General features: G+C 70.5%; 18 protein-coding genes. 9 read left to right on the forward strand and 9 right to left on the reverse strand.

Features of this window, described 5'->3' with window-relative positions; all coding sequences use genetic code 11:
• The first annotated feature begins 122 nt into the window (after positions 1-122).
• On the forward strand, positions 123-1,106 hold the full coding sequence (locus tag ACWGKJ_RS14765; RefSeq protein ID WP_385017010.1) for a glycosyltransferase family 2 protein: 984 nt from the start codon (positions 123-125) through the stop codon (positions 1,104-1,106).
• Positions 1,103-1,636, forward strand: coding sequence for a GtrA family protein (locus ACWGKJ_RS14770; RefSeq protein ID WP_385017007.1), 534 nt, complete (start codon positions 1,103-1,105; stop codon positions 1,634-1,636). Before ACWGKJ_RS14765 ends, ACWGKJ_RS14770 begins: the two co-directional genes overlap by 4 nt.
• On the opposite strand, the gene ACWGKJ_RS14775 is transcribed toward ACWGKJ_RS14770, so the two are convergent.
• The 6 genes from ACWGKJ_RS14775 to ACWGKJ_RS14800 form a co-directional block, all read right to left on the reverse strand.
• Complete coding sequence (locus tag ACWGKJ_RS14775; RefSeq protein WP_385017004.1) at positions 1,611-3,107, reverse strand: DUF6056 family protein; 1,497 nt, start codon at positions 3,105-3,107, stop codon at positions 1,611-1,613. The genes ACWGKJ_RS14770 and ACWGKJ_RS14775 overlap by 26 nt on opposite strands.
• Before the next feature lie 154 nt (positions 3,108-3,261).
• Positions 3,262-4,413, reverse strand: a complete 1,152-nt coding sequence (locus ACWGKJ_RS14780; protein WP_385017002.1) for an XdhC family protein — start codon at positions 4,411-4,413, stop codon at positions 3,262-3,264.
• Between the two features lie 36 nt (positions 4,414-4,449).
• Positions 4,450-5,928: an NCS2 family permease gene (locus tag ACWGKJ_RS14785; protein WP_385017000.1), complete on the reverse strand. Its 1,479-nt coding sequence runs from the start codon at positions 5,926-5,928 to the stop codon at positions 4,450-4,452.
• A 250-nt stretch (positions 5,929-6,178) separates the two neighbouring features.
• The gene (locus ACWGKJ_RS14790) at positions 6,179-8,563 is read right to left on the reverse strand and encodes a xanthine dehydrogenase family protein molybdopterin-binding subunit (protein ID WP_385016998.1); all 2,385 of its coding nucleotides are present in this window, start codon (positions 8,561-8,563) and stop codon (positions 6,179-6,181) included.
• 2 nt (positions 8,564-8,565) lie between these two features.
• Positions 8,566-9,159, reverse strand: a complete 594-nt coding sequence (locus ACWGKJ_RS14795) for a (2Fe-2S)-binding protein (protein WP_385016995.1) — start codon at positions 9,157-9,159, stop codon at positions 8,566-8,568.
• Positions 9,159-10,049, reverse strand: coding sequence for an FAD binding domain-containing protein (locus ACWGKJ_RS14800; RefSeq protein WP_385016992.1), 891 nt, complete (start codon positions 10,047-10,049; stop codon positions 9,159-9,161). The genes ACWGKJ_RS14795 and ACWGKJ_RS14800 overlap by 1 nt, the downstream gene beginning before the upstream one ends.
• Before the next feature lie 285 nt (positions 10,050-10,334).
• On the opposite strand from ACWGKJ_RS14800, the gene ACWGKJ_RS14805 reads away from it, so the two are divergent.
• Complete coding sequence (locus ACWGKJ_RS14805; protein WP_385016989.1) at positions 10,335-12,038, forward strand: PucR family transcriptional regulator; 1,704 nt, start codon at positions 10,335-10,337, stop codon at positions 12,036-12,038.
• Between the two features lie 153 nt (positions 12,039-12,191).
• On the forward strand, positions 12,192-12,962 hold the full coding sequence (locus ACWGKJ_RS14810) for a hypothetical protein (RefSeq protein WP_385017089.1): 771 nt from the start codon (positions 12,192-12,194) through the stop codon (positions 12,960-12,962).
• A 39-nt stretch (positions 12,963-13,001) separates the two neighbouring features.
• Here ACWGKJ_RS14810 and ACWGKJ_RS14815 read toward each other — a convergent pair whose 3' ends face one another.
• A complete protein-coding gene (locus ACWGKJ_RS14815; protein WP_453315743.1) occupies positions 13,002-13,898 on the reverse strand; it encodes a GntR family transcriptional regulator in 897 nt (298 codons plus the stop codon).
• Between the two features lie 119 nt (positions 13,899-14,017).
• Here ACWGKJ_RS14815 and ACWGKJ_RS14820 point away from each other — a divergent pair, with 119 nt between their 5' ends.
• Positions 14,018-14,866 (forward strand): (2Fe-2S)-binding protein, encoded by an 849-nt coding sequence (locus ACWGKJ_RS14820; protein ID WP_385016987.1) that lies wholly within the window; start codon positions 14,018-14,020, stop codon positions 14,864-14,866.
• Between the two features lie 166 nt (positions 14,867-15,032).
• A complete protein-coding gene (locus ACWGKJ_RS14825; RefSeq protein WP_385016984.1) occupies positions 15,033-16,121 on the forward strand; it encodes a DUF2637 domain-containing protein in 1,089 nt (362 codons plus the stop codon).
• Positions 16,122-16,168: 47 nt separating this feature from the next.
• On the opposite strand, the gene ACWGKJ_RS14830 is transcribed toward ACWGKJ_RS14825, so the two are convergent.
• A complete protein-coding gene (locus ACWGKJ_RS14830; protein WP_453315744.1) occupies positions 16,169-16,606 on the reverse strand; it encodes an ATP-binding protein in 438 nt (145 codons plus the stop codon).
• 181 nt (positions 16,607-16,787) lie between these two features.
• On the opposite strand from ACWGKJ_RS14830, the gene ACWGKJ_RS14835 reads away from it, so the two are divergent.
• Positions 16,788-19,889 (forward strand): alpha-mannosidase, encoded by a 3,102-nt coding sequence (locus tag ACWGKJ_RS14835; RefSeq protein ID WP_385016978.1) that lies wholly within the window; start codon positions 16,788-16,790, stop codon positions 19,887-19,889.
• A 358-nt stretch (positions 19,890-20,247) separates the two neighbouring features.
• On the opposite strand, the gene ACWGKJ_RS14840 is transcribed toward ACWGKJ_RS14835, so the two are convergent.
• Positions 20,248-20,370 (reverse strand): hypothetical protein, encoded by a 123-nt coding sequence (locus tag ACWGKJ_RS14840; protein WP_385016976.1) that lies wholly within the window; start codon positions 20,368-20,370, stop codon positions 20,248-20,250.
• Positions 20,371-20,854: 484 nt separating this feature from the next.
• Between ACWGKJ_RS14840 and ACWGKJ_RS14845 the strand changes: the two genes are divergently transcribed.
• Both ACWGKJ_RS14845 and ACWGKJ_RS14850 read left to right on the forward strand, forming a co-directional pair.
• Positions 20,855-21,715, forward strand: a complete 861-nt coding sequence (locus ACWGKJ_RS14845) for a helix-turn-helix domain-containing protein (RefSeq protein WP_385016973.1) — start codon at positions 20,855-20,857, stop codon at positions 21,713-21,715.
• Entirely contained in the window at positions 21,712-21,924 is a 213-nt protein-coding gene (locus ACWGKJ_RS14850; RefSeq protein WP_385016970.1) for a DUF397 domain-containing protein, read from the forward strand. Before ACWGKJ_RS14845 ends, ACWGKJ_RS14850 begins: the two co-directional genes overlap by 4 nt.
• Positions 21,925-21,937 lie beyond the last annotated feature (13 nt).

A 21,937-nucleotide genomic window follows, 5' to 3' on the forward strand; every position in this document is an offset into this window, starting at 1 on the left:
ACGCAAAGTCTGAATCGGTTTGGTCACGACAGGCAACCCCGCCGCCCTCACCTCCGTTCTTCATGGGTAGCGATTTCCGGAGGGAAATCGCCGTTCGCACGACAGACACGGAGTGAATGACGATGGTCCACCTTTCGGTTGTCGTACCGTGCTACAACGAAGCGGAGGTGATCGGTGATTTTCATACCGCCCTGGTCACCGCGCTCGAACCGACCGGGGAGACATTCGAGATCTGCTACGTCGACGACGGCAGCGGTGACCGGACCCTGAGCGAACTCCGCCGGCTCGCGGCCGACGACTCACGAGTGCGCTTCACCTCCTTCAGCCGCAACTTCGGCAAGGAGTCGGCGATGCTCGCCGGGCTGCGGATGGCCGCGGGTGACGCGGCGGTCCTGATGGACGCCGACCTCCAGCATCCGCCCACGCTCCTGCCGCGCATGCTCGACCTGCACCGGCACGGCTACGACCAGGTCGTCGCCCAGCGCGACCGCACCGGCGAAGGCGCCCTGCGGACCGCGCTCAGCCGGATGTACTACCGGCTCGTCCGGCGCTGCATGGATGTCGAAGTCATCGACGGCGCGGGCGACTTCAGGCTGCTCTCCCGCCGCGCGGTCGACAGTGTCCTCGCGCTCCCGGAGAGCAACCGCTTCTCCAAGGGCATCTTCTCCTGGATCGGTTTCGACACCGTCAGCTTCACCTACCAGAACGTCGAGAGGGCGGCCGGCGAGTCGAAGTGGGGCGGCCGTCATCTGCTCAACTACGGCATCGACGGGCTGCTCTCGTTCAACAGCAAGCCGCTCAGGCTCGCCATCCACGCGGGCCTCTGCCTCTTCCTCTCGGCGCTGGTCTACGCGGCGTACATCATCGGGAACGTGGTGCTCGACGGGGTCGACACCCCCGGATACACGACGCTGATCACCGCGATCGTCGCACTGAGCGGAATCCAGCTGGCCACTCTCGGGGTCATCGGTGAGTACGTCGGGCGGATCTACCACGAGTCGAAGCGCAGGCCGCACTACGTGGTCAGCGAGACCAACGACCGTGCCAGGGACTTCTCGCCGCGCCCCCCGCTGGAGAGCGCGGGCCAGGCGCGGCCGGCCTCATGACCCCCGACGTCACGCGCCCGTCCTCCGTGCCGCCCACTCCCCCGCCGCCGGGGGAGCAGGCCGGGTCCCGGCCGACGGCTCGGCAGGACGGGCCCACCGCGCCCGCGAAGAGGCGCACACTGGGCCAGTTCGTCACGTTCGCGGCCATCGGGGTCGCCAACACCGCTGTCTATTACGCGGTGTTCGCCACGCTCAACCACTGGCTGCCGTATCTGGCGGCCCATGTACTGGGCTGGGCCGTGGGCATCACCGTGTCGTTCCTGCTCAACTCGTACATCACCTGCCGCACCCGCCCCACCTGGCGCGCGTTCGCGCGCTACCCGCTCTCCGGTCTGGTCAATGTCGTGGGCAGCGGGATCCTGCTCTATCTGGCGGTGAGCATGCTCGGGATGAACGAGGACATCGCCGCTGTCGTGGCCGGTGTCCTCGTCACTCCCGTCTCGTTCCTGCTGGCCCGCTGGGCCATCGACTCGGGCGCGGCGTCCGGGCCAGGAGAAGACCCGGTCAGGGCAGCCGCTTCGCGTGGGTGACGCGGTCGACGTGGTAGTAGTCGGCGACGCAACTGGCGGGCCAGCCATGCGGCTTCTTGCTGAAGGGCTCCAGCATCCTGGCCACATGGAGCGGCTTGTACGGCAGCACCTTCGCGCCCTCCGCCGACTGCTGCCGCAGCCACTGGTCCTGCCGGTCCCACTTCTCGGCCCTGACGTGCATCTGGTGACCGAGGGTGTGCAGCGGTACGGCCAGTGAGACGCAGACCCCGGCGCAGACCACGCCGGCGGCGGCCGTCACGGCCAGCGCCCCGGGCGGACGCAGCCGTACCGCGCGCCCCAGCAGCGCACCGATGCCGACGAGCAGCAGGACGTACAGCAGCAGATAGTCGTTCCAGGTGCGCTGGGTGGTCACGAGGTGCTTCCCGAACACCGGGTAGGTGATGACGGCGCACAGGTAGCCGGAGACCAGGAAGGCAGCCACGGCCGCGCCCGCCAGGAGGAACGGGCGGCACGGCAGCAGGGCCCCGGACCTCCCCCGGCGTGCCACGAGACCGAGCACGAGCCCGGCCGCCACCGCGCCCAGGTACTGCCAGGTCGACAGGACCGTCCAGAGGATGTGGGCGTACTGGTGCAGCGAGGCGGAGAGCGAGGAGGGCGCCAGCATCGAGGTCCCGGCGCCGAACTTCTCCCGGCGGTGGCGCGAGCCCGGTGACGTCACCAGGAGCAGCACACCGATGGCGACCCCGGCCATCATGGCGAGCGACCAGCGGCGTACGAAGGTCCGTACGGCCTCGGTGAAGACCTGCCCGGCGAGGAGCACGACACCCGCGAGTACCACCAGGAGCACCACCGAGGTCTCCTCGGAGAGCGTCCCGAGGAATGTGCCCGCGAACACGGCGACGACGAGGGCGGCGATACGGCCGCGCACGGAGCGGGCGAGCAGCGCCGGGATCACCGCGGCGAGGGCGAGCACGGGCGCCACGGTGTGCGAGACGGAGGCCGCTGGCCAGAAGAACGTCTTGTACGTGTTCGGGGTGGCGAACAGGAAGACCACAGCGGTGACGGATGCCACCAGGAGCGGCACGCCGCGCGGCACGGTGAGCCGGCCGGCCCGGACGGCCAGCGCGGTCACCCCCCAGAGCAGCCCCACCATCAGCACACCGCTGACCAGACCGAACCACTGGTGGCCCGGCACCCCCGGCTCGGCGTAGAGGCCGACGAGCCAGCCGTTGGCGATCCGGCCGTTGTCGTGGAAGTAGAACTTTCCGGTGAGCCCGGAGATGCCGTGGTCACGTACGTACGGCAGGAAGCACCACTCGTCGGCGCTGGGGCGTACGTACTGCCCGTACCAGGCTGCCACGGCCAGCAGGCCGAGCGGCACCAGGGAGAGGACGAGCGCCCAGGATCTGGCCACTTCCCTGAGGGGTCCGTCGCGCCCGGGGCCTCTCGACGTCCGGTCTCCGTCGCCCGGCTGTCGGGGGACGGTGACACTCGATGCGTCGACGGCCATGTACACCACTGCCTCTCGGGGTTCTTGCCGGTCGGCCCCGAAGACGTGTTTCGATGCCCGCACGTTCCACCCCGTACCCCCTCAGGACACCTAATTACCCCGATCGGGTGAAGCCGGGCAGTGCGTGTCCCCCGTGCACGCACTGCCCGGGTGCTCAGGCGACGGAGCCTATCCGGCCGGCCGGGCCCGTCGAACTGTCGTGGTGGATGGGGGTGTGGGCGCCGGTGAGCGGGACTCCGGTGCCGCCGCGCCGATGGGCGATGATCTCCGCACCGATCGAGAGGGCGGTCTCCTCGGGGGTCCTGGCGCCCAGGTCGAGGCCGATGGGCGAGCGGAGGCGGGCCAGTTCCAGCTCGGTGACGCCGACCTCGCGGAGCCGGGCATTCCGGTCGAGGTGGGTGCGCCGGGAGCCCATCGCGCCGACATAGGCGACCGGCAGGGTGAGGGCCAGTTTCAGCAGCGGCACGTCGAACTTGGCGTCGTGGGTGAGGACGCAGAGCGCGGTCCTGCTGTCGACGTCGGTGGACTGCAGATAGCGGTGCGGCCAGTCGACGACGATCTCGTCGGCGTCCGGGAAGCGGGTGGCGGTCGCGAAGACCGGGCGCGCGTCGCAGACGGTGACCCGGTAGCCCAGCAGTTTGCCGACCGTGACCAGGGCCGACGCGAAGTCGATCGCGCCGAAGACGATCATTCGGGGCGGCGGCACGCTCGACTCGACCAGCAGCGTCAGCGGGCGTCCGCAGCGGGAGCCGTCCTCGCCGATGGTGACGGTCTCGGTGCGTCCCGCGTCCAGCAGGGCGAGCCCTTCGGCGACGGCGGTACGGTCCAGTTCGCGGTGGCCGCCGAGCGTCCCCTCGTACGATCCGTCGGTGTGGACCAGCACCGCGCGGCCGAGCAGTTCCCCGGGGCCGTCGGTGACCCGGACCACGGCGGCCGACGTGGCATCGGCCGCCGCGGCCAGGGCCGCCGTATATGTCTGCCGTGACGGGGCGTCGGCGCGCAGCGGGGTGACCAGTATGTCGATGACTCCGCCGCAGGTCAGACCTACGGCGAAGGCATCCTCGTCGCTGTATCCGAAGCGTTCCACGACCGTACGGCCCGTTTCCAGGGCCTCCTGGCACAGTTCGTAGACCGCCCCTTCCACACATCCGCCGGAGACCGAGCCGATCGCGGTGCCCTCGGTGTCCACCGCGAGCGCGGCTCCCGGGCGGCGCGGTGCGCTGCCGCCGACCGCCACCACGGTGGCGACGGCGAACTCGCGGCCCTGCTCGACCCACCGGTTCAGTTCTTCGGCGATGTCCAGCATGTCGGTCTCCTCACGGATATGTGAAAGGGCTCGGGCTTAACTGACGCCCAGCCAGCTCTCAATGGGATGGAGTGCGAAGTAGGCGAGGAACACTGCGGTGAGCACCCACATCAGCCAGCCGATCTCCCGGAACCTGCCCTGGACGGCCTTGATGAGGACGTGGGAGATGACACCGGCCGCGATGCCCACGGTGATCGAGTAGGCGAACGGCATCAGAACGGTGGTCAGGAACACCGGGATGGAGGTGGCCTGGTCGTTCCAGTCGATGTGCTTGGCGTTGGTCAGCATCATCGAGCCGATGACGACGAGCGCGGCGGACGCGACCTGGGTGGGGATGAGCTGGGCGAGCGGGGTGAAGACCAGGCAGAGCGCGAAGCCGAGACCGGTGACGACACTGGCGAGGCCGGTGCGCGCGCCGTCGCCGACGCCCGCGGTGGACTCGACGAAGACCGTCTGGCCGGACGCCCCGGCGAGACCGCCGACGATGCCGCCGGCGCCGTCGATGGTCAGGGCCTTGTTCAGCCCCGGCATCTTCCCGTCCCGGTCGACGAGGTTGGCCTGCTGGCCGACGCCGATGATCGTGCCGATGGCGTCGAAGAACCCGGCGAGCACCAGGGTGAAGACGATGACACCGACGGTGATGCCGCCGACATGGCCGATACCGCTGAACGAGACACTGCCGAAGAGACCGAAGTCGGGTGCGCTGACCGGCGAGCCGTGCAGCGCGGGGGCGTTGAGTCCCCAGTCCTTCTGGCTGAGACCTGCGACCTGGTGGACGATCGCCGCGAAGATGGTGCCGCCGACGATGCCGATCAGGATCGCGCCGGGGACCTTGCGGACCTGGAGGGCGAAGATCAGCAGGAGGGTGACGGCGAAGCAGACCACCGGCCAGCCGGTGAGCATGTCGCTGGTGCCCAGCTGGAGCGGCTTGGCTCCGGCGATGCCGCCCGGTCCCTTCATCCCGGTGACGAAGCCGGCCTGCACCAGGCCGATCAGACAGACGAAGAGGCCGATCCCCATGGTGATGGCGTGCTTCAGCGCCAGGGGGATGGCGTTCATGATCAGTTCGCGCAGCCCGGTGACGACCAGGAGCACGATGATGGCGCCGTAGATGATGCACATCGCGAACGCGTTGCCCCAGGTCATCTCCGGGGCGACCTGGTACGCCATCACTGCGGACACGCCGAGTCCCGCCGCGAGGGCCAGCGGGACATTGCCGATGAAGCCCATCACCAGGGTGGTGACGGCCGCCGCCAGCGCGGTGGCGGTGGTGATCTGGCCGCCGTTGAGGTGGTGGCCGGTGACATCGGCCCCGGACAGGATCACCGGGTTGAGGAGGATGATGTACGCCATCGCCATGAAGGTGGTGATGCCGCCGCGCACCTCCGTCGCGACTGTCGACCCTCTCTTCGTTATGTGGAAGTACCGGTCTAGCCAGGACCTTCCGGCCGGCTGGCGCGTGCCGTCGCCGGCGTCTTCCGGAACGGTCTCCGGCTCAAGGGACTGCTGGGTCATGGTGCCTACTCCCAAGGTTCAAAGGGGCACCCGCCTGAAGATTGAAGATGCGGGATTTGGGATGGTGCGTGGGCTGCACGACCCGGGGGACGGCCCGAGGCGAACTGGGTACTGCACTGTGGGGTCTGTGGGGTCTGTGGGGTCTGTGGGACATGGACCGCGAGCGGAGCGGCACTGAGGGCTCCGGGCGGCGTGCGCTGGGAAGTGTGACGTTCCTAGGAGGCACACGCCGCCCGGAGAGCTGGGGCGGTCAGGTGGCGGTGAGGTGCTCCGGCCTGACCGGCGTCCGGTTCAGTTCGAGCCCGGTCGCGTTGCGGATCGCCGCGAGGACGGCCGGAGTCGACGACAGGGTCGGCGCCTCGCCGATACCGCGCAGTCCGTACGGCGCGTGCTCGTCGGCCAGTTCGAGTACGTCGACCGGGATCGTCGGTGTGTCGAGGATCGTCGGGATGAGGTAGTCCGTGAAGGAGGGGTTGCGCACCTTCGCGGTCTTCGGGTCGACGATGATCTCCTCCATCACCGCGACGCCCAGGCCCTGCGTCGTACCGCCCTGGATCTGACCGACGACGGAGAGCGGGTTGAGCGCCTTGCCGACGTCCTGGGCCACCGCGAGCTCGATGACCTTGACCAGGCCCAGCTCGGTGTCCACCTCGACCACCGCGCGGTGCGCGGCGAACGAGTACTGGACGTGGCCGTCACCCTGGCCCGTCACCAGGTCGAAGGCGACGGTGGGACGGTGGCGCCACTCCAGCTCCAGGTCCACCGCCTCGTCCTCCAGGACGTCGACCAGGTCGGCCAGGACCTCGCCGCCGTCGGTGACGACCTTGCCGCCCTCCAGGAGGAGTTCGGCCGTGGCCCACGCCGGGTGGTAGGTGCCGAGCTTGGCCCGGCCGATCTCCAGGACCTTCTCGCGTACCGCCTCCGCCGCGTTCTTCACCGCGCCGCCGGTCATGTACGTCTGCCGGGACGCGGACGTCGAACCGGCCGAGCCGACCTGGGTGTCGGCCGGGTGGATGGTCACCTGGCTGACACCGAGTTCGGTCCGGACGATCTGCGCGTGGACGGTGACACCGCCCTGGCCGACCTCGGCCATCGCGGTGTGCACGGTCGCCACCGGCTCCCCGTTGATGACCTCCATCCGCACCCGGGCGGTGGAGTAGTCGTCGAAGCCCTCGGAGAAGCCCACGTTCTTGAGACCGACCGCGTAGCCGACACCGCGTACGACGCCCTCGCCGTGCGTGGTGTTGGAGAGCCCGCCGGGCAGGGCGCGGACGTCCGCCTCCTCGCCTGCCGCGAGCCACTGCTGCTCGGGCGGCAGCGGACGCGCCTTGACCAGGCGCAGCAGTTCGGCGACGGGCGCCGGCGAGTCGCAGACCTGCCCTGTCGGCAGCTTGGTGCCCTGCTCCATGGCGTTGAGCTGGCGGAACTCCACCGGGTCCATGTCCAGCGCCGCCGCGAGCTTGTCCATCTGCGCCTCGTACGCGAAGCACGCCTGGACCGCGCCGAAGCCGCGCATGGCGCCGCAGGGCGGGTTGTTGGTGTAGAGCGCGATGGCCTCGATGTCGACGTCCTCGATGACGTACGGGCCGACGGAGAGCGAGGAGGCGTTGCCGACGACGGCCGGGGACGCGGACGCGTAGGCGCCGCCGTCCAGCACGATCCGGCACTTCATATGGGTGAGCTTGCCGTCCCTGGTGGCGCCGTGCTCGTAGTGGAGCTTCGCCGGGTGGCGGTGGACATGGCCGAAGAAGGACTCGAACCGGTTGTAGACGATCTTGACCGGCTTGCCGGTGCGGAGGGCCAGCAGGCAGGCGTGGATCTGCATCGACAGGTCCTCGCGGCCGCCGAAGGCGCCGCCGACGCCGGAGAGCGTCATCCGGACCTTCTCCTCGGGCAGGCCGAGCACAGGGGCGATCTGCCGGAGGTCGGAGTGCAGCCACTGGGTGGCGACGTACAGATCGACACCGCCGTCCTCGGCGGGCACCGCGAGGCCGGACTCCGGGCCGAGGAACGCCTGGTCCTGCATGCCGAAGACGTAGTCGCCCGTGACGATGACGTCGGCGCGCTTCGCGGCCTCGTCGGCCTCGCCGCGGATGATCGGCTGGCGGTGCACGATGTTCGGGTGCGGGACGTGGCCGATGTGGTGGTCGTCGCGGCCCTCGTGGACGAGCAGCGCGTCCGGTGCGAGCGCCGATGCCTCGTCGGTGATGACGGGCAGCTCGGCGTACTCGATCCTGATCTTGGCCGCGGCCCGGCGTGCGGTCTCCGGGTGGTCGGCCGCGACGAGCGCCACCGGCTCGCCGTGGTGGCGGACCTTCCCATGGGCGAGAACCGGCGTGTCCTGGATCTCCAGGCCGTAGTTCTTCATCTCGGTGGGCAGGTCGTCGTAGGTGAGCACGGAGTACACACCGGAGGTCGCGAGCGCCTCGGAGACGTCGATCGACCTGATCTCGGCGTGTGCGGTGGTGGAGCGGAGAGTGAAGCCCCAGAGCATGTCCTCGTGCCACATGTCGGACGAGTACGCGAACTCTCCGGTGACCTTGAGGGTGCCGTCGGGCCGGAGCGTGGACTCGCCGATACCGCCCTTGGTCTTGGAACCCTGCTCGATGCTGGTGGGGGAACCAGTGACGCCCATGATCAGACCGTCTCTTCCTGGCGAGCGGCCGCGAGGCGGACCGCGTCGAGGATCTTCTCGTAACCGGTGCAGCGGCAGAGGTTGCCGGAGAGCGCCTCACGGATGTCCGCGTCGGACGGCGAGGCGTTCTGCTCCAGGAGTTCGTCGGCGGCGACCAGCAGACCCGGGGTGCAGAAACCGCACTGCACGGCGCCGGCGTCGATGAACGCCTGCTGGATCGGGGAGAGTTCACCGGCCTCACCGGTGCGGCCGTCGGTGGGCCTGGACTGCCAGCGCTTGGCGGTGTCCAGGCTGGTGCCGCAGCCGGATGAGGAGCATCCGGTGCCCGGGTGGGCGCCGTCGCGGTGCTTGGCGTAGTCCGCCAGGCCCTCGACCGTGACGATCTCGCGGCCCTCGGCCTGACCGGCGGCGACCAGGCAGGAGCAGACCGGGACACCGTCGAGCCGCACCGTGCAGGAACCGCATTCGCCCTGTTCACAGGCGTTCTTGGAACCGGGCAGGCCCATGCGCTCGCGGAGCACGTAGAGCAGGCTCTCGCCCTCCCAGACGTCGTCGGCCTCCTGCGGACGGCCGTTGACCGTGAAGTTCACGCGCATTATGCGACTCCCTCTGTGCTGCGGCCGTTGCCGCGGTACGACTCCCAGGTCCAGCCGAGCGTGCGGCGGGCCATGATGCCGATGGCGTGACGGCGGTAGCTCGCCGTGCCGCGGACATCGTCGATCGGGTTCGCCGCTCCGGAGACCAGCCCGGCGAACTGCTTGGCGATCGAGGGGGTGATGATCTTTCCGCTCTCCCAGAAGCCGCCCTCGTCGAGCGCCGCGTTCAGGAAGTCCTCGGCCGCCTTCGCCCGGATCGGGGTCGGGGCCGCCGAGCCGATGCCGGTGCGGACCGTGCGGGTCTCGGGGTGCAGGGCGATACCGAAGGCGCACACCGCGATGACCATCGCGTTGCGGGTGCCGACCTTGGAGTACTGCTGCGGGCCGTCGGCCTTCTTGAAGTGGACCGACTTGATGAGCTCGTCGGGGGCGAGCGCGTTGCGCTTCACCCCGGTGTAGAAGTCGTCGATGGGGATCAGCCGGGAGCCGCGCACCGACTCGGCCTCGACCTGGCAGCCGGCGGCGAGCAGCGCCGGGTGGGCGTCACCGGCGGGCGACGCGGTGCCGAGGTTGCCGCCGACACCGCCGCGGTTGCGGATCTGCGGGGAGGCGACGGTGTGCGAAGCGAGCGCGAGACCGGGCAGTTCCGTGCGCAGGTTCTCCATGATGCTGGCGTACGGAACGGACGCGCCCAGCTGGACGGTCTCCTCGCCGACATGCCACTCGCCGAGGAGGCCGATGCGGTTCAGATCCAGGAGGTACTCGGGCCGGCGGTGGTCGAAGTTGATCTCCACCATGATGTCGGTACCACCGGCGATCGGCACAGCCGTGGGGTGCTCGGCCTTGGCGGCGAGCGCCTCCTCCCAGCTGGCGGGGCGAAGGAAGTCCATGAAGCGGCTCTCTTCTTCTCATTCGGGTTGTTCGCTGGGGCCCGGGACGGCCGGCCCTCGACTGGACGTTCATCTGCTGTTCACGCTTGACGGCACAAGTACACAAGCCGGGCGGGGCGGGGTGCAGTCACCGAAACCATGAAGGAGTTGGCTGGTGTCCTTGGTCGTCTTGTATGTTCGAACGAAAGACGGGGTTCAGTTACCTCTTGGCTTTCCTCTGGAAACGACAAGTTCCGCCGACCGGCTGCACCGGGACGGCGTACGACACGGATCGGCGGCGACGAGATGCGGCTGCGCGCACTGCTGGACACGGACGCGCTGGGCCTGCGGCTGCTCGGCGGTGAGGACGAGCTGGACCGCACGGTCCGTGGTGTGATGACGACGGATCTGCGTGATCCGAGCCGGTATCTCACCGGTGGTGAACTGGTCCTGACGGGGCTCGCCTGGCGGCGCTCGGCAGAGGACTCCGAGCCGTTCGTACGGATCCTGGCGGGCGCCGGGGTCGCGGGGCTGGCGGCGGGCGAGGCGGAGCTGGGCGACATCCCCCGTGACCTGGTGGAGGCGTGTGTGCGCCACCGGCTGCCGATCTTCGCGGTGGAGGAGTCGGTCGCCTTCGCGGTCGTCACCGAGTACGTGGTGCGGCAGGTCTCGGGTGAGCGGGCCGGGGACCTCGCGGCGGTCGTGGACCGGCACCGCAGGCTGATGACGTCGGGCCCGGCGGGCGGCGGCCCGGACGTGGTGCTCGACCTGCTGACCACCGACCTGGACCTGCACGCCTGGGTGCTCTCGCCCACCGGCCGGCAGATCGCCGGGGCGGGCGCCCCGCTGCCGGAGGGGACCGGCGCCGTGCTGGCCGCCGGGCACCTCGCCGCGACCAGGACCGGGCGCCGCGCTCCGCACCGGGTCATGGTGGGCTCCACCTCGTACTCGCTCTTCCCGGTACGCGGCGGCGGGCGCGGCGCGGCCTCCGGCCTGCGCGATGTGCGCGAGACGGTGCTCTCCGACTGGCTGCTCGCGGTCGAGGCGGACGCGGGCGACTGGCCCGCCGCCCGGCTCGATCTGCTCCAGGGTGTGACCCAGCTGATCGCCGTCGAACGCGACCGCCGGGACGCGGCCAGGACCGTACGGCGCAGGCTCGCCCAGGAAGTACTCGAACTGGTCCAGACGGGTGCGCCGCCCGCCGAGATCGCGGCCAGGCTGCGGGTGGCGGCGCCGGTGCTGATGCCGGGCATCGGGACGGCTCCGCGCTGGCAGGTGGTCGTCGCCCGGGTCGACTGGGACCAGCAGGAAGGAGCGGCGATCGACGCGGGCCCGGTGGCCCAGTCGCTCCTTGAGGAGATCCTGGTCGAGCAGGCGCTGCCGGGCGGATCGGGTCCTGGTTCGTCCGACCGGATCGCGGTGGCCCACACGGGTGACGAGGCCATCGCGCTCGTCCCGCTTCCGCCGCTCGCCCAGGGGGCCGGCGACGGCGACGCGGACCAGGGCTCGGACGCCGGGCTGCACGCGGACGAGCTGCTCACCTCCGTACGCGAACCGCTCACGGCGGGGCTCGCCGACGACGGGCGGCTGACGCTCGGGGTCTCCGCATCGGTGCACTCGGCCGAGGGGCTGCGCGGCGCCCTGGAGGAGGCCAGGCACGCACGGCGGGTGGCCGCGGCCCGGCCGGGCCGGGTCTGTGCGGCGGGCCACCACGAGCTGGCCTCGCACGTCCTGCTGCTGCCGTTCGTCCCCGACGATGTGCGCCGGGCGTTCACCGCCAGGCTGCTCGACCCGCTGCGGGACTACGACAGGCGGCACCGGGCGGAGCTGATCCCGACCCTGGAGGCGTTCCTGGACTGCGACGGCTCGTGGACCCGGTGCGCGACCCGGCTGCACCTGCACGTCAACACGCTGCGCTACCGCGTCGGCCGGATCGAGCAGTTGACGGGACGTGATCTGTCGCGTCTTGAGGACAAGCTCGATTTCTTCCTGGCCCTGCGGATGAGCTGACCTGCGGGGTACCGCCGGGGGTCCGCGCGGAGCCGCAAGATTGTGAATTGATTCACCCAACCTCTTGGCCCGGCGTGCCAATCCGTGCTGAGATGCGCGCAGACTCAACAGCTCGATGGCGCGCTCGGGGAGGGCGATGTGGCCTATACCGCCATGTCTGGTTACGGAACGACAGCTGATGACGATCCTCCACTCCAGACCGCGGTATGGCGGCTGCGCTCGCGCGGCTGCTGGGCGGACGCGGCCGCCCTGCTCGAACCGCACGCGAAGCACGACGCCGAAGCGGCCCTGCACCGGGCCGCGCTGCTGATCGAGCGGTGTCTCTACACGGAGCAGGGCTGGACGGACGCGGAGGACGCCCTGCGGACGGCCGAGGCGCTCGCCCGCAGCGACGAGGCACGGGGTGCCGCCGCCTGTGAACGCGGCCAACTCGGTTACGCCTCGACGCTCCTGGGCGTACGGGACCGGGCCGACGAGGCACGGGCCGCGATGGGCAGGGCGGCCGCGCTGATCGCGCCGGGGTCGCCGGGGCGCCCGCTCCTCGACTTCCGCCGGGGGCTGATCGCCCAGGACCTCGCCGACTCGGCCCAGTCGGCACGCGCGGCCTACCGCCGGGCCCACGCGGGCGCCACGGCGCACGGCCAGACGCTGCTGCTCTCCTTCACCTGGCGCCATCTCGCCTCGCTCGCCCTGCGGGAGGGAGAACTCGCCGAGGCCAGGCACGGCTTTGCGGAGTCCCTGCGGATAAGGGAGGAGCTGGGCTATCTCGTCGGCACGGCCCCGGCACTCGCGGCGCTCGCCGACGCGGAGCCCGAACCGGAGGCGGCCCGGCTGCGAGCCGAGGCGTCCCGGCTCTTCCGGCTGCTCGGCGGCGTACCGACCTGGCTGGCCGCCCAGCTCACCCCGCCGGCCGCCGCGGTGTGAGCCCGGACGGTGCGGGGGCGTCGCGACAGGGCGCGCCGGTCAGCCGGGCGCCCCGGTGAAGTGCTCCCGTACCAGCGACTGGACCACGGCGAGGTCGCGGGCGATCAGGGCGTCCAGCAGGGCGGTGTGCTCCGACGCGTCCGCGAGCAGGTCGGCGCGCCGGGTGACGGGGGCGCTCACCAGGGGCCACTGGGCCTTGCGGTGCAGGTCGTCGGCGACCGCCACCAGCTGCTGGTTGCCCGAGAGCGCGAGCACGGCCGCGTGGAAGGCGCGGTCCGACTCGGCGTAGCGGGCGCGGTCGCCGACCGCGGCGGCGGAGACCGTGGCATCGGCGAGCGGCCGCAGCTCGGCCCAGCGGCCCGCCGGGACGGCGTGCGCCAGCCGCAGCATCACCGGGACCTCGATCAGGGCCCGTACCTCGGCCAGCTCGGTGAGTTCCCGCGGGCTCCGCTCGGCGACCCGGAAACCCCGGTTCGGCACGACCTCGACGGCGCCCTCGACCGCGAGCTGCTGCATGGCCTCGCGTACCGGGGTCGCGGAGACGCCGAAGCGCTCACCGAGCACCGGCCCCGAGTAGACCTCGCCGGGGACCAGCTCACCGTCGACCAGGGCGGTGCGCAGCGCGTCGAGTACCTGGCCGCGCACCGAGTGGCGGCGCACCGGCCTCGGCCCGGGGTCCCCGGACGGCGCAGGCGGCGCGGGAGGCCCGGACGGAGTGGGAGGCACAGACAGCGTGAGAGGCGCGGACGGCGCCGGCCCGCCGGGCACCGGCCGTACCGCGGACGGCGCCGGCCCGCTGCGGCTGTGCTCGCCGGGGGCCGGCTGCCCGGCCGCACCGCGCCTGGGGCCGCGGGCGGGACCGGGGACCCGGGCAGGTCCGGGCGGGTACGCGGAGACGGGCGGCTGTACCGCGTCGCGTGCTCTGCCCTGTTCCACCTGGGTCCTCCTCCTGCGTCCTGTTCAGCACGATAGGCGGACGGGCCCTCAGTTCAAACATCGATCGCATCGGATAAGGTAAGGCTTACCTGCAAACGACCGCGATTCGGTGGCCCTGCATGACCGTCCCCACCCTGCTGCGCTCCCCCGTCACCGCCGCCTACGAGCAGCTGTCGGCGGTGTTCCCCGGCCTGTCCGTCACCGAGTCGGCCGACGGGCACCTCCCGTCCGGCGACGGCTGGGTGACCGCCGCCGAGCTGGCGGCGGGCGGCGGCGCCCTCGATACCTTCCTCGGCTGGGACAGCGCCCAGGTGCTGCGCGACTACGGGCAGCGGGCCAGGCCCGACGTCGTCGCCGGCTTCGGCTTCCACCGCTACGCCTGGCCCGCCTGTCTGCTGATCACGGTCCCGTGGTTCCTGCACCGCAGGGTGCCGAGGTTCCCGGTCGGCGATGTCGCCTTCCAGCGGACACTGGGCCGGATGGCCGTACGGACCGGCACTTTCGCGTGTCTGCCCGACGACCCGGCCGCCGGAGCGCCCGGCGCGCGGGTGGTGGCGGACGAGGACGCGCTGCGCGCCGAGGTACGGGCGGCGGTCGCCGAGCATCTGGAACCGGTGCTCGACGGCTTCGGACCGCGGATGCGCCGTGGCCGGCGGGCGCTGTGGGGAATGGCGACCGACGAGATCGTCGAGGGCCTCTGGTACATCGCCCATCTGCTCGGCGATGAGCCGCGCGGAGTCACGGAGCTGGAGCTGCTGCTGCCGGGGACGGCCGCCCCGTACGTCGGCACGGCCGGCTTCCGGGAGCTGACAGGACCGCAGGGCCGGCCGCTGCCGACCCGTGACCGCGCGAGCTGCTGTCTCTTCTACACCGTGCGCCCCGGGGACACCTGTGTGACCTGCCCGCGCACCTGCGACGCCGACCGAGTGGCCCGGCTCAGCGCCGACACCCCTCCTTCGGCTGACTGAATTCGAACTCAACACAGCTCGCACGCAAGGCAGTTCGATCAGATCGCCCCTATCCGGTGCTCCCCGCACTCCGTTGGCGTGCTCTTGTCCCGAAACGCTCTGAGGGTCCCGGGATCTGAGCAAGTATTGCGGCCGCAAGGCACTGACGCGATGCAAGGGACACCGCATGCGACTGACCGACATATCTCTGGACTGGCTGCTCCCCGGTGGCGTGATGATCGCGGGGGTCCTGGTCGCGGTGGCGGTGCTTGTGCGCGGCAGGCGCGCCGCCGACAAGGGATCGGCCGACGACAGCTGGGAGCGCAGCGAGGAACGCAGACGGCACAAGGAGGCGGTCTATGGAACCGCCTCGTATCTGCTGCTGTTCTGCTGCGCGGCGGTCGCCGCCGCGCTCTCCTTCCACGGACTGGTCGGCTTCGGCCGGCAGAACCTCAATCTCTCGGGCGGCTGGGAGTACCTGGTCCCGTTCGGCCTCGACGGCGCCGCCATGTTCTGTTCCGTACTGGCGGTACGGGAGGCGAGCCACGGTGACGCGGCGCTCGGCTCCCGGCTGCTGGTGTGGATGTTCGCGGGGGCCGCGGCCTGGTTCAACTGGGTACACGCGCCGCGCGGTCTGGCCCACGCGGGCGCCCCGCAGTTCTTCGCGGGGATGTCGCTCTCGGCCGCGGTGCTGTTCGACCGCGCGCTGAAGCAGACCCGGGTGGCCGCGCTGCGCGAGCAGGGTCTCGTCCCCCGTCCGCTGCCGCAGATCCGGATCGTACGGTGGCTGCGTGCTCCCCGGGAGACCTTCGGCGCCTGGTCGCTGATGCTCCTGGAAGGGGTGCGGACGCTGGACGAGGCGGTCGACGAGGTCCGTGACGACCGGCGCCAGAAGGAGCAGAACCGGCTCCGGAAGCGGGAGCACGACAAGCTGGAGCGGGCCCGTCTCAAGGCCATCAGCCGACAGCACCGGGCGCTGGGGCGCGGCCGCGGCGGCCGTCAGGTGGAGGTGGCGGGCGCGCCTCCGGCGGTGGGCGCGGCGCAGGCCGTGTCGGAGCCTGCCATACCCGAGCCGGGACAGCTGCCGCTGCGCTCCAGGCCCTCCCTGCAGGCCGTGACGGGTCCTGAATCCGACCGGGCCACGAAGGGACGGGACACCGCGAAGGAAACCGACGCGGTGACGGTCGACCTCACGGCCGAGGACGACACCCAGACCCTTCCCCGTCTCGACTCCCTGGAGCAGAAGCTGAAGGATCTCGAACAGCAATTCGGCTGAACCCGCCCTGGATTGGCGTGTCCGGCCCGAAGGCGGTCAGGTGTATCTCACACCTGACCGCCTTCGAGTTGGAACCAGACCGATTTGCCCACCTCATGGGTCCGTACGCCCCAGGAATCCGCGAGGGCCTGCACCAGGACCAGCCCCCGGCCGTGGGTGCTCTCGTCGTCGGCGCGGGCCGGCTCCGGCCGGCCGCTCATGAAATCCCGCACCTCCACCCGGAGCCCGGCCGGGCCGACACCGGCCGTGACGACCGCTCCCCGGTCGGTGTGGATCAGCGCGTTCGTCACCAGCTCGCTGGTGAGCAGCTCCGCCACATCGGCGCTGCTCTGGCTCCCGCATCTGCGCAGCAGCTCCCTGAGCCCATGCCGTACGTCCTTCACCGCGGGCAGGTCCCCCCGGCCGAGTCTGCGGCGCAGCCGCCCGCTCCGGCGCCCTTCCGGTGTGCCGGTGCCCTGGCCGCACTGGTCCGGTGCGGTACGCATGCCACTGTGACGCCCCGTCATATCCCCCGCCTGCACCTCGTAGTGGCCTGTCCCCCTCGAACGGCCTCAGCCCATGCATGCCCGGCAGGCGGGTGCTCACGCCTCGCGGGCGGGTGCCGTGCGCTCCGCCGGGGAAGGCAAGCGGGGAACGTCACGCCGAGCCGACGCCGTAGGAGCCGCGATGCACGACGACCGATCGCTGGTGGAGGGCCGCCTGGAGCGGGCCCTGCACCAGTTCATCCGCCCCGCGCAGTACACGGCCCGTGCGGGGCTCACCCTGTCCGTCTGGCATGTGCCCGGTGAGCCGGTGCCCGTGGCGGAGGCCCTGCGCGGCACGTACGAGCCCTTTACGGCCGGGACACGGTGGGGCCGGCCCTGGTCGACGAGCTGGTTCCGGCTGGAGGGCGTCGTTCCGGACGCGTGGGCCGGCCGCCGGGTGGAGGCCGTGATCGACTTGGGATTCACCGGCGACGGCCCGGGGTTCCAGGCCGAGGGGATGATCCACGACGCCGCGGGCGTGCCGGTCAAGGGCATCCACCCGCGCAACCGCCATGTGCCCGTGGCGTCGCCCGCGGCAGGCGGGGAGGAGGTGCGTCTGCTGCTGGAGGCCGCCGCCAACCCGGCGGTGCTGCGGCACGGCTTCGAACCGACGCCGCTGGGTGACGTACTGACCGCGGGCGACACACCGCTCTACCGCTTCGCGTCCGCGGATCTCGCCGTGCTGGACGAGGACGTCTGGCAGCTGGTCATCGACATCGAGGTGCTCTCCGAGCTGATGCGCGAGCTACCGGCCGACCGGAGCAGACACCACGAGATCCTGCGCTCCTTGGAGGACATGCTGGACGCGCTGGACCTGCACGATGTGCCGGGCACGGCGGCGGCCGGGCGGCAGGCGCTCGCGCCCGCACTGGCCAGGCCCGCCGATGCGGGCGCCCACCGGATCTCGGCCACCGGCCACGCCCATATCGACTCCGCCTGGCTGTGGCCGCTGCGCGAGACCGTACGGAAGGCGTCGCGGACCTTCGCCAATGTGACCGCGCTGGCCGCCGACTACCCGGAGCTGGTCTTCGCCTGTTCGCAGGCCCAGCAGTACGCCTGGGTCAAGGAGCACCAGCCGCACATCTGGCAGCGCATCAAGAAGGCCGTGGCGGACGGCAACTGGGCGCCGGTCGGCTCCATGTGGGTCGAGTCCGACGCCAATCTGCCGGGCGGTGAGGCGCTGGCCCGGCAGATCGTGCACGGCAGGCGCTTCTTCACCGACGAACTGGGCGTCGACACCGAGGAGATCTGGCTGCCGGACTCCTTCGGCTACACGGCCGCCTTCCCGCAGCTCGCGAAGCTCGCCGGGATCCGGTGGTTCCTCACCCAGAAGCTGTCCTGGAACCAGGCGAACCGGATGCCGCACCACTCCTTCTGGTGGGAGGGCATCGACGGCACCAGGGTCTTCACCCACTTCCCGCCCGTCGACACCTACAACTCCATGCTGCACGGCTCCGAACTCGCCCACGCTGAGCGGAACTTCGCGGACAAAGGCCGCGCGACGCGCTCCCTGGTGCCGTTCGGGTGGGGCGACGGCGGAGGCGGCCCCACCCGCGAGATGCTGGAGAAGGCGCGCAGGCTCGGGGATCTGGAGGGCTCACCGCGCGTGGAGATCGAGAGGCCGTCGGCGTTCTTCGCGGCGGCCGAGGAGGAGTACGGGCGGCAGGCGCCCGTCTGGTCCGGCGAGCTCTATCTGGAGCTGCACCGCGCCACGTACACCACACAGGCGAAGACCAAGCAGGGCAACCGGCGCAGTGAACACCTGCTGCGAGAGGCCGAGTTGTGGGCCACGGTGGCCTCGCTGCGGTCCGCTGCGTACGCCTACCCGTACGACGAGCTGGACCGGATCTGGAAGACCGTACTGCTCCTCCAGTTCCACGACATCCTGCCGGGCTCCTCGATCGCCTGGGTGTACCGGGAGGCGCGGGAGACCTATGCGGGGGTGCGGGAGGAGCTGGAGGCGATCATCGCCGGAGCGGTCTCGGCGCTCGAACTCGGGCCCGACGTCAGGCCGTCGAGTGACACCCACGCTCCCAGAGCGGTGCTCAATCCCTCTCCGTACGCCCGCCGCGAGGTCGTCCCCACGGCGGGCGGCGGAGACTCCACGGACGACGGGCTCGTCCTCGCCGACGTACCGCCGCTCGGATCGGCGCCGGCCGGGGGTGCCGCCCCGGCGGCAGCGGTGACGGTGACGGGGGAAGGCTCGTCGACCGTGCTCGACAACGGCCTGCTGCGGGTCACGGTGGACGCGGACGGGCTGCTCTCCTCGGTACGCGATCTGACGGCGGACCGTGAGGTCCTGGCGCCCGGGAGCCGTGGCAACCTGCTCCAGCTGCACCCCGACCACCCCAACCAGTGGGACGCCTGGGACATCGACCGGCACTACCGGCGTAGCCGCACCGACCTGACCACCGCCGACTCGGTGGAGGTGGTCGCCGAGGGGCCACTGCGGGCCGCTGTGCGGGTGGTGCGGACCTCCGGGGACTCCCGTATCGCCCAGGAGCTGCGGCTCGACGCGGAGAGCCCGCGGCTCGATGTCGTCACGGAGGTCGACTGGCAGGAGTCCGAGAAGGTGCTCAAGGCCGCCTTCCCGCTCGATGTGCACGCCGAACGGTCCACGGCCGAGATCCAGTTCGGCCATGTGCACCGCGCGACCCACACCAACACCAGCTGGGAAGCGGCCCGTTTCGAGATCTGCGCGCACCGCTGGCTGCGGGTGGCCGAGCCGGGGTACGGGGTCGCGGTGCTCAACGACTCGACGTACGGCCACGATGTGACGCGGGCCGAGCACCGGGACGGGCTGGGCACGACCGTACGGCTGACGCTGCTGCGCGCCCCGCACAGCCCGGACCCGGAGGCGGACCTGGGCACCCACCGGTTCAGCTACGCGCTCCACCCGGGCGCCGATGTGACCGACGCCGTACGGGAGGGGCTCGCGCTCAATCTGCCGCTGCGCACGGCGGACGCCCCCGCGCTGGCACCGCTGGTCGCCACGGACCATCCTGCCGTGACCGTGGAGTCGGTGAAGCTCGCCGACGACCGCAGCGGGGACGTGGTGGTGCGGCTCTACGAGTCGGCGGGCGGGCGCGCGGACGCCACGGTCGGCCTCGGCTTCCCGGTGGGCCGGGCGGACCTCACCGACCTGCTGGAGCGTCCGCTGCGGGAGGTGACGACGGACGGGGACGCGTGCGCGGTCTCGCTGCGGCCGTTCCAGATCCTGACCCTGCGGCTGCGCCCGGCCTGAGCGCCGTCGCCCGCCCCGGGGCGGACCACGGAGCGGGCGACGCGCCATCACGACCAGCGGCCTGAGCCATTCGCGCAGCAGCTGTACGAGGAGCAGGCAGAGCCGTGGTCAGCCGACCTCATCGACCCACACGGCCCTGCCGCCCGTTACCCGCGCGGCCGGCTATGTGACGAGCAGGCGCACGGGAGTCCATGAGGACGCCAAGACGGCTCAGGGATGTCCGCCCCTCTGTGGATCGGGCACGAGCACGCGGGCCACACTGACACTGCGCCGGGGCGCTCTACAGGCGTCACGGGTCGGAGTTCGGAAATCCGTGTCCGTTCCCCTGTGTCGGGGTTCACCCGATAGACACCGATGCTCAACTGCGACACACGATCGCCTTCTTCGCATTCTTGTGCGCCAGCTTCAGCACGGCCACTTCGTCGCACGTCTCACCTTGCAGGCAGCAGAAGCACACTTGCAGGTGCTCCAGCCAGGCCACGTAGGCACTCTGGACGTCATCGACGGGTACGACCACGGGATACAGCTCAGTTCTCACCATGGCCGCGCCCTGCCGGCGTGGGGGTGATCCCTGATTTCGACCGCGACGTCCGTCGCGTGCGACGGGTCGTATCCGGGGCTCAGCGGCGCCATCGAATACCGCCAGTCCTTGTACAGCGCCTCGCACACGTCGCAACCAGCTGCAGGCATCGGCGGGTCGATGAATGGCTCCGATAAATAGACCGGGTCACCCATAGATGTCTCATTTTCCACAGTCCACCGCCTCCTCGATTCTGCACGTGATCACTCAACGTGCATCGCATGGCACCGTCAGTGTGGCGTCAGGTGAGGTGTAAGTGCAACCCGCAGATCAAAAAATGAAGAATTTCATTATCGTGACGCCGCAAGGTCGACGGCTGTGGAACCCTGTAGCTACACCGCTCCATGTGGCGGCAGAATGTGAGCACTTGAGGGGGAGGACCAGCGTGAGTGAACCGACAGTCCGACGGCGTCGTCTCGGCTCAGAACTCCGACGGCTACGTGAAGAGGTTCACGGGCTGAGAGTCGAGGATGTGGTGGCGAAGTCGACCACCGGTCTCAACTCGTCCAAGATCAGCCGTATCGAGAACGCCACGGTGGGCGTGAAGGTGGCGAGCCTCGACGAACTCCTGGACCTGTACGGGGTGGACGACGTAGAACGTCGCGCGGCGCTTCACGGTCTCGCACGGGACGGTGCCCGTCGCGGGTGGTGGCAGAGCTACCGTGACGTCATTTCCCCGGCATACGCAGACCTGATCAGCCTGGAGTCGGACGCCAAGAGCATGCGGTCGTATCAGACAACGTTGATCCCTGGGCTGCTCCAGACGTCTGCATACGCTCGCGCGACCATCTCGGCCATCAACATGTCGGATACCGCAGAGCGCGTGGAGCAGCTCGTTCAGGTCCGCCAGGCTCGTCAGTCGGTGCTCACACGCCCAAATCCGCTGGAGCTGTGGGCGATCGTCCACGAGTCCGCGCTACACACTCGGCTCCCCGACAAGTCAGTGATGCGAGATCAGCTCCAGCGTCTGTTGGATCTTCAGGAGCTGCCGACTGTGACCATACAAGTACTGCCCTTGGTCGCTCCTCCACACCCTGGGATGGCGGGCGCTTTTACCGTGCTCGGCTTCCCGGAGACAGCGGACCTCGACGTCGTACACGTGGAGAGCCTGACGTCAGCGCTGTACGTGGAAGACCTCGCCGAAGTGTCCGTTTATGGAAGCGGATTCGAGCGTCTTCGCGCCAGTTCGCTACCGTTCGACGAGTCAGCCGACCTCATCGCAAGACTGAAGGACAAGATCACATGACTCACATCGGTAACGCCGCTGCTTCTGGTCTCACCTGGCGCAAGTCCTCGTACAGCGGGGGGCAGAGTGACTGCGTGGAGGTAGCCCACGGCGTCACGTCCGCGATGCCTGTCCGCGACTCCAAGAACCCCGCCGGTCCCGCCATCGTCATCCGTGGCACCGCGTGGGGCGCGTTCGTTGACGCCGTCGTGACAGACACGCTCGCCTGATCCGCGCCACGAA

The sequence above is a fragment of the Streptomyces sp. NPDC054757 genome (genome assembly GCF_053612185.1).

Bases quoted from the DNA above. Each gene is read 5' to 3' on its own strand.
- ACWGKJ_RS14765 (WP_385017010.1), top strand. From the start codon at position 123: ATGGTCCACCTTTCGGTTGTCGTACCGTGCTACAACGAAGCGGAGGTG.
- ACWGKJ_RS14770 (WP_385017007.1), top strand. From the start codon at position 1,103: ATGACCCCCGACGTCACGCGCCCGTCCTCCGTGCCGCCCACTCCCCCG.
- ACWGKJ_RS14775 (WP_385017004.1), bottom strand. From the start codon at position 3,107: ATGGCCGTCGACGCATCGAGTGTCACCGTCCCCCGACAGCCGGGCGAC.
- ACWGKJ_RS14780 (WP_385017002.1), bottom strand. From the start codon at position 4,413: ATGCTGGACATCGCCGAAGAACTGAACCGGTGGGTCGAGCAGGGCCGC.
- ACWGKJ_RS14785 (WP_385017000.1), bottom strand. From the start codon at position 5,928: ATGACCCAGCAGTCCCTTGAGCCGGAGACCGTTCCGGAAGACGCCGGC.
- ACWGKJ_RS14790 (WP_385016998.1), bottom strand. From the start codon at position 8,563: ATGGGCGTCACTGGTTCCCCCACCAGCATCGAGCAGGGTTCCAAGACC.
- ACWGKJ_RS14795 (WP_385016995.1), bottom strand. From the start codon at position 9,159: ATGCGCGTGAACTTCACGGTCAACGGCCGTCCGCAGGAGGCCGACGAC.
- ACWGKJ_RS14800 (WP_385016992.1), bottom strand. From the start codon at position 10,049: ATGGACTTCCTTCGCCCCGCCAGCTGGGAGGAGGCGCTCGCCGCCAAG.
- ACWGKJ_RS14805 (WP_385016989.1), top strand. From the start codon at position 10,335: ATGCGGCTGCGCGCACTGCTGGACACGGACGCGCTGGGCCTGCGGCTG.
- ACWGKJ_RS14810 (WP_385017089.1), top strand. From the start codon at position 12,192: ATGTCTGGTTACGGAACGACAGCTGATGACGATCCTCCACTCCAGACC.
- ACWGKJ_RS14820 (WP_385016987.1), top strand. From the start codon at position 14,018: ATGACCGTCCCCACCCTGCTGCGCTCCCCCGTCACCGCCGCCTACGAG.
- ACWGKJ_RS14825 (WP_385016984.1), top strand. From the start codon at position 15,033: ATGCGACTGACCGACATATCTCTGGACTGGCTGCTCCCCGGTGGCGTG.
- ACWGKJ_RS14830 (WP_453315744.1), bottom strand. From the start codon at position 16,606: ATGCGTACCGCACCGGACCAGTGCGGCCAGGGCACCGGCACACCGGAA.
- ACWGKJ_RS14835 (WP_385016978.1), top strand. From the start codon at position 16,788: ATGCACGACGACCGATCGCTGGTGGAGGGCCGCCTGGAGCGGGCCCTG.
- ACWGKJ_RS14850 (WP_385016970.1), top strand. From the start codon at position 21,712: ATGACTCACATCGGTAACGCCGCTGCTTCTGGTCTCACCTGGCGCAAG.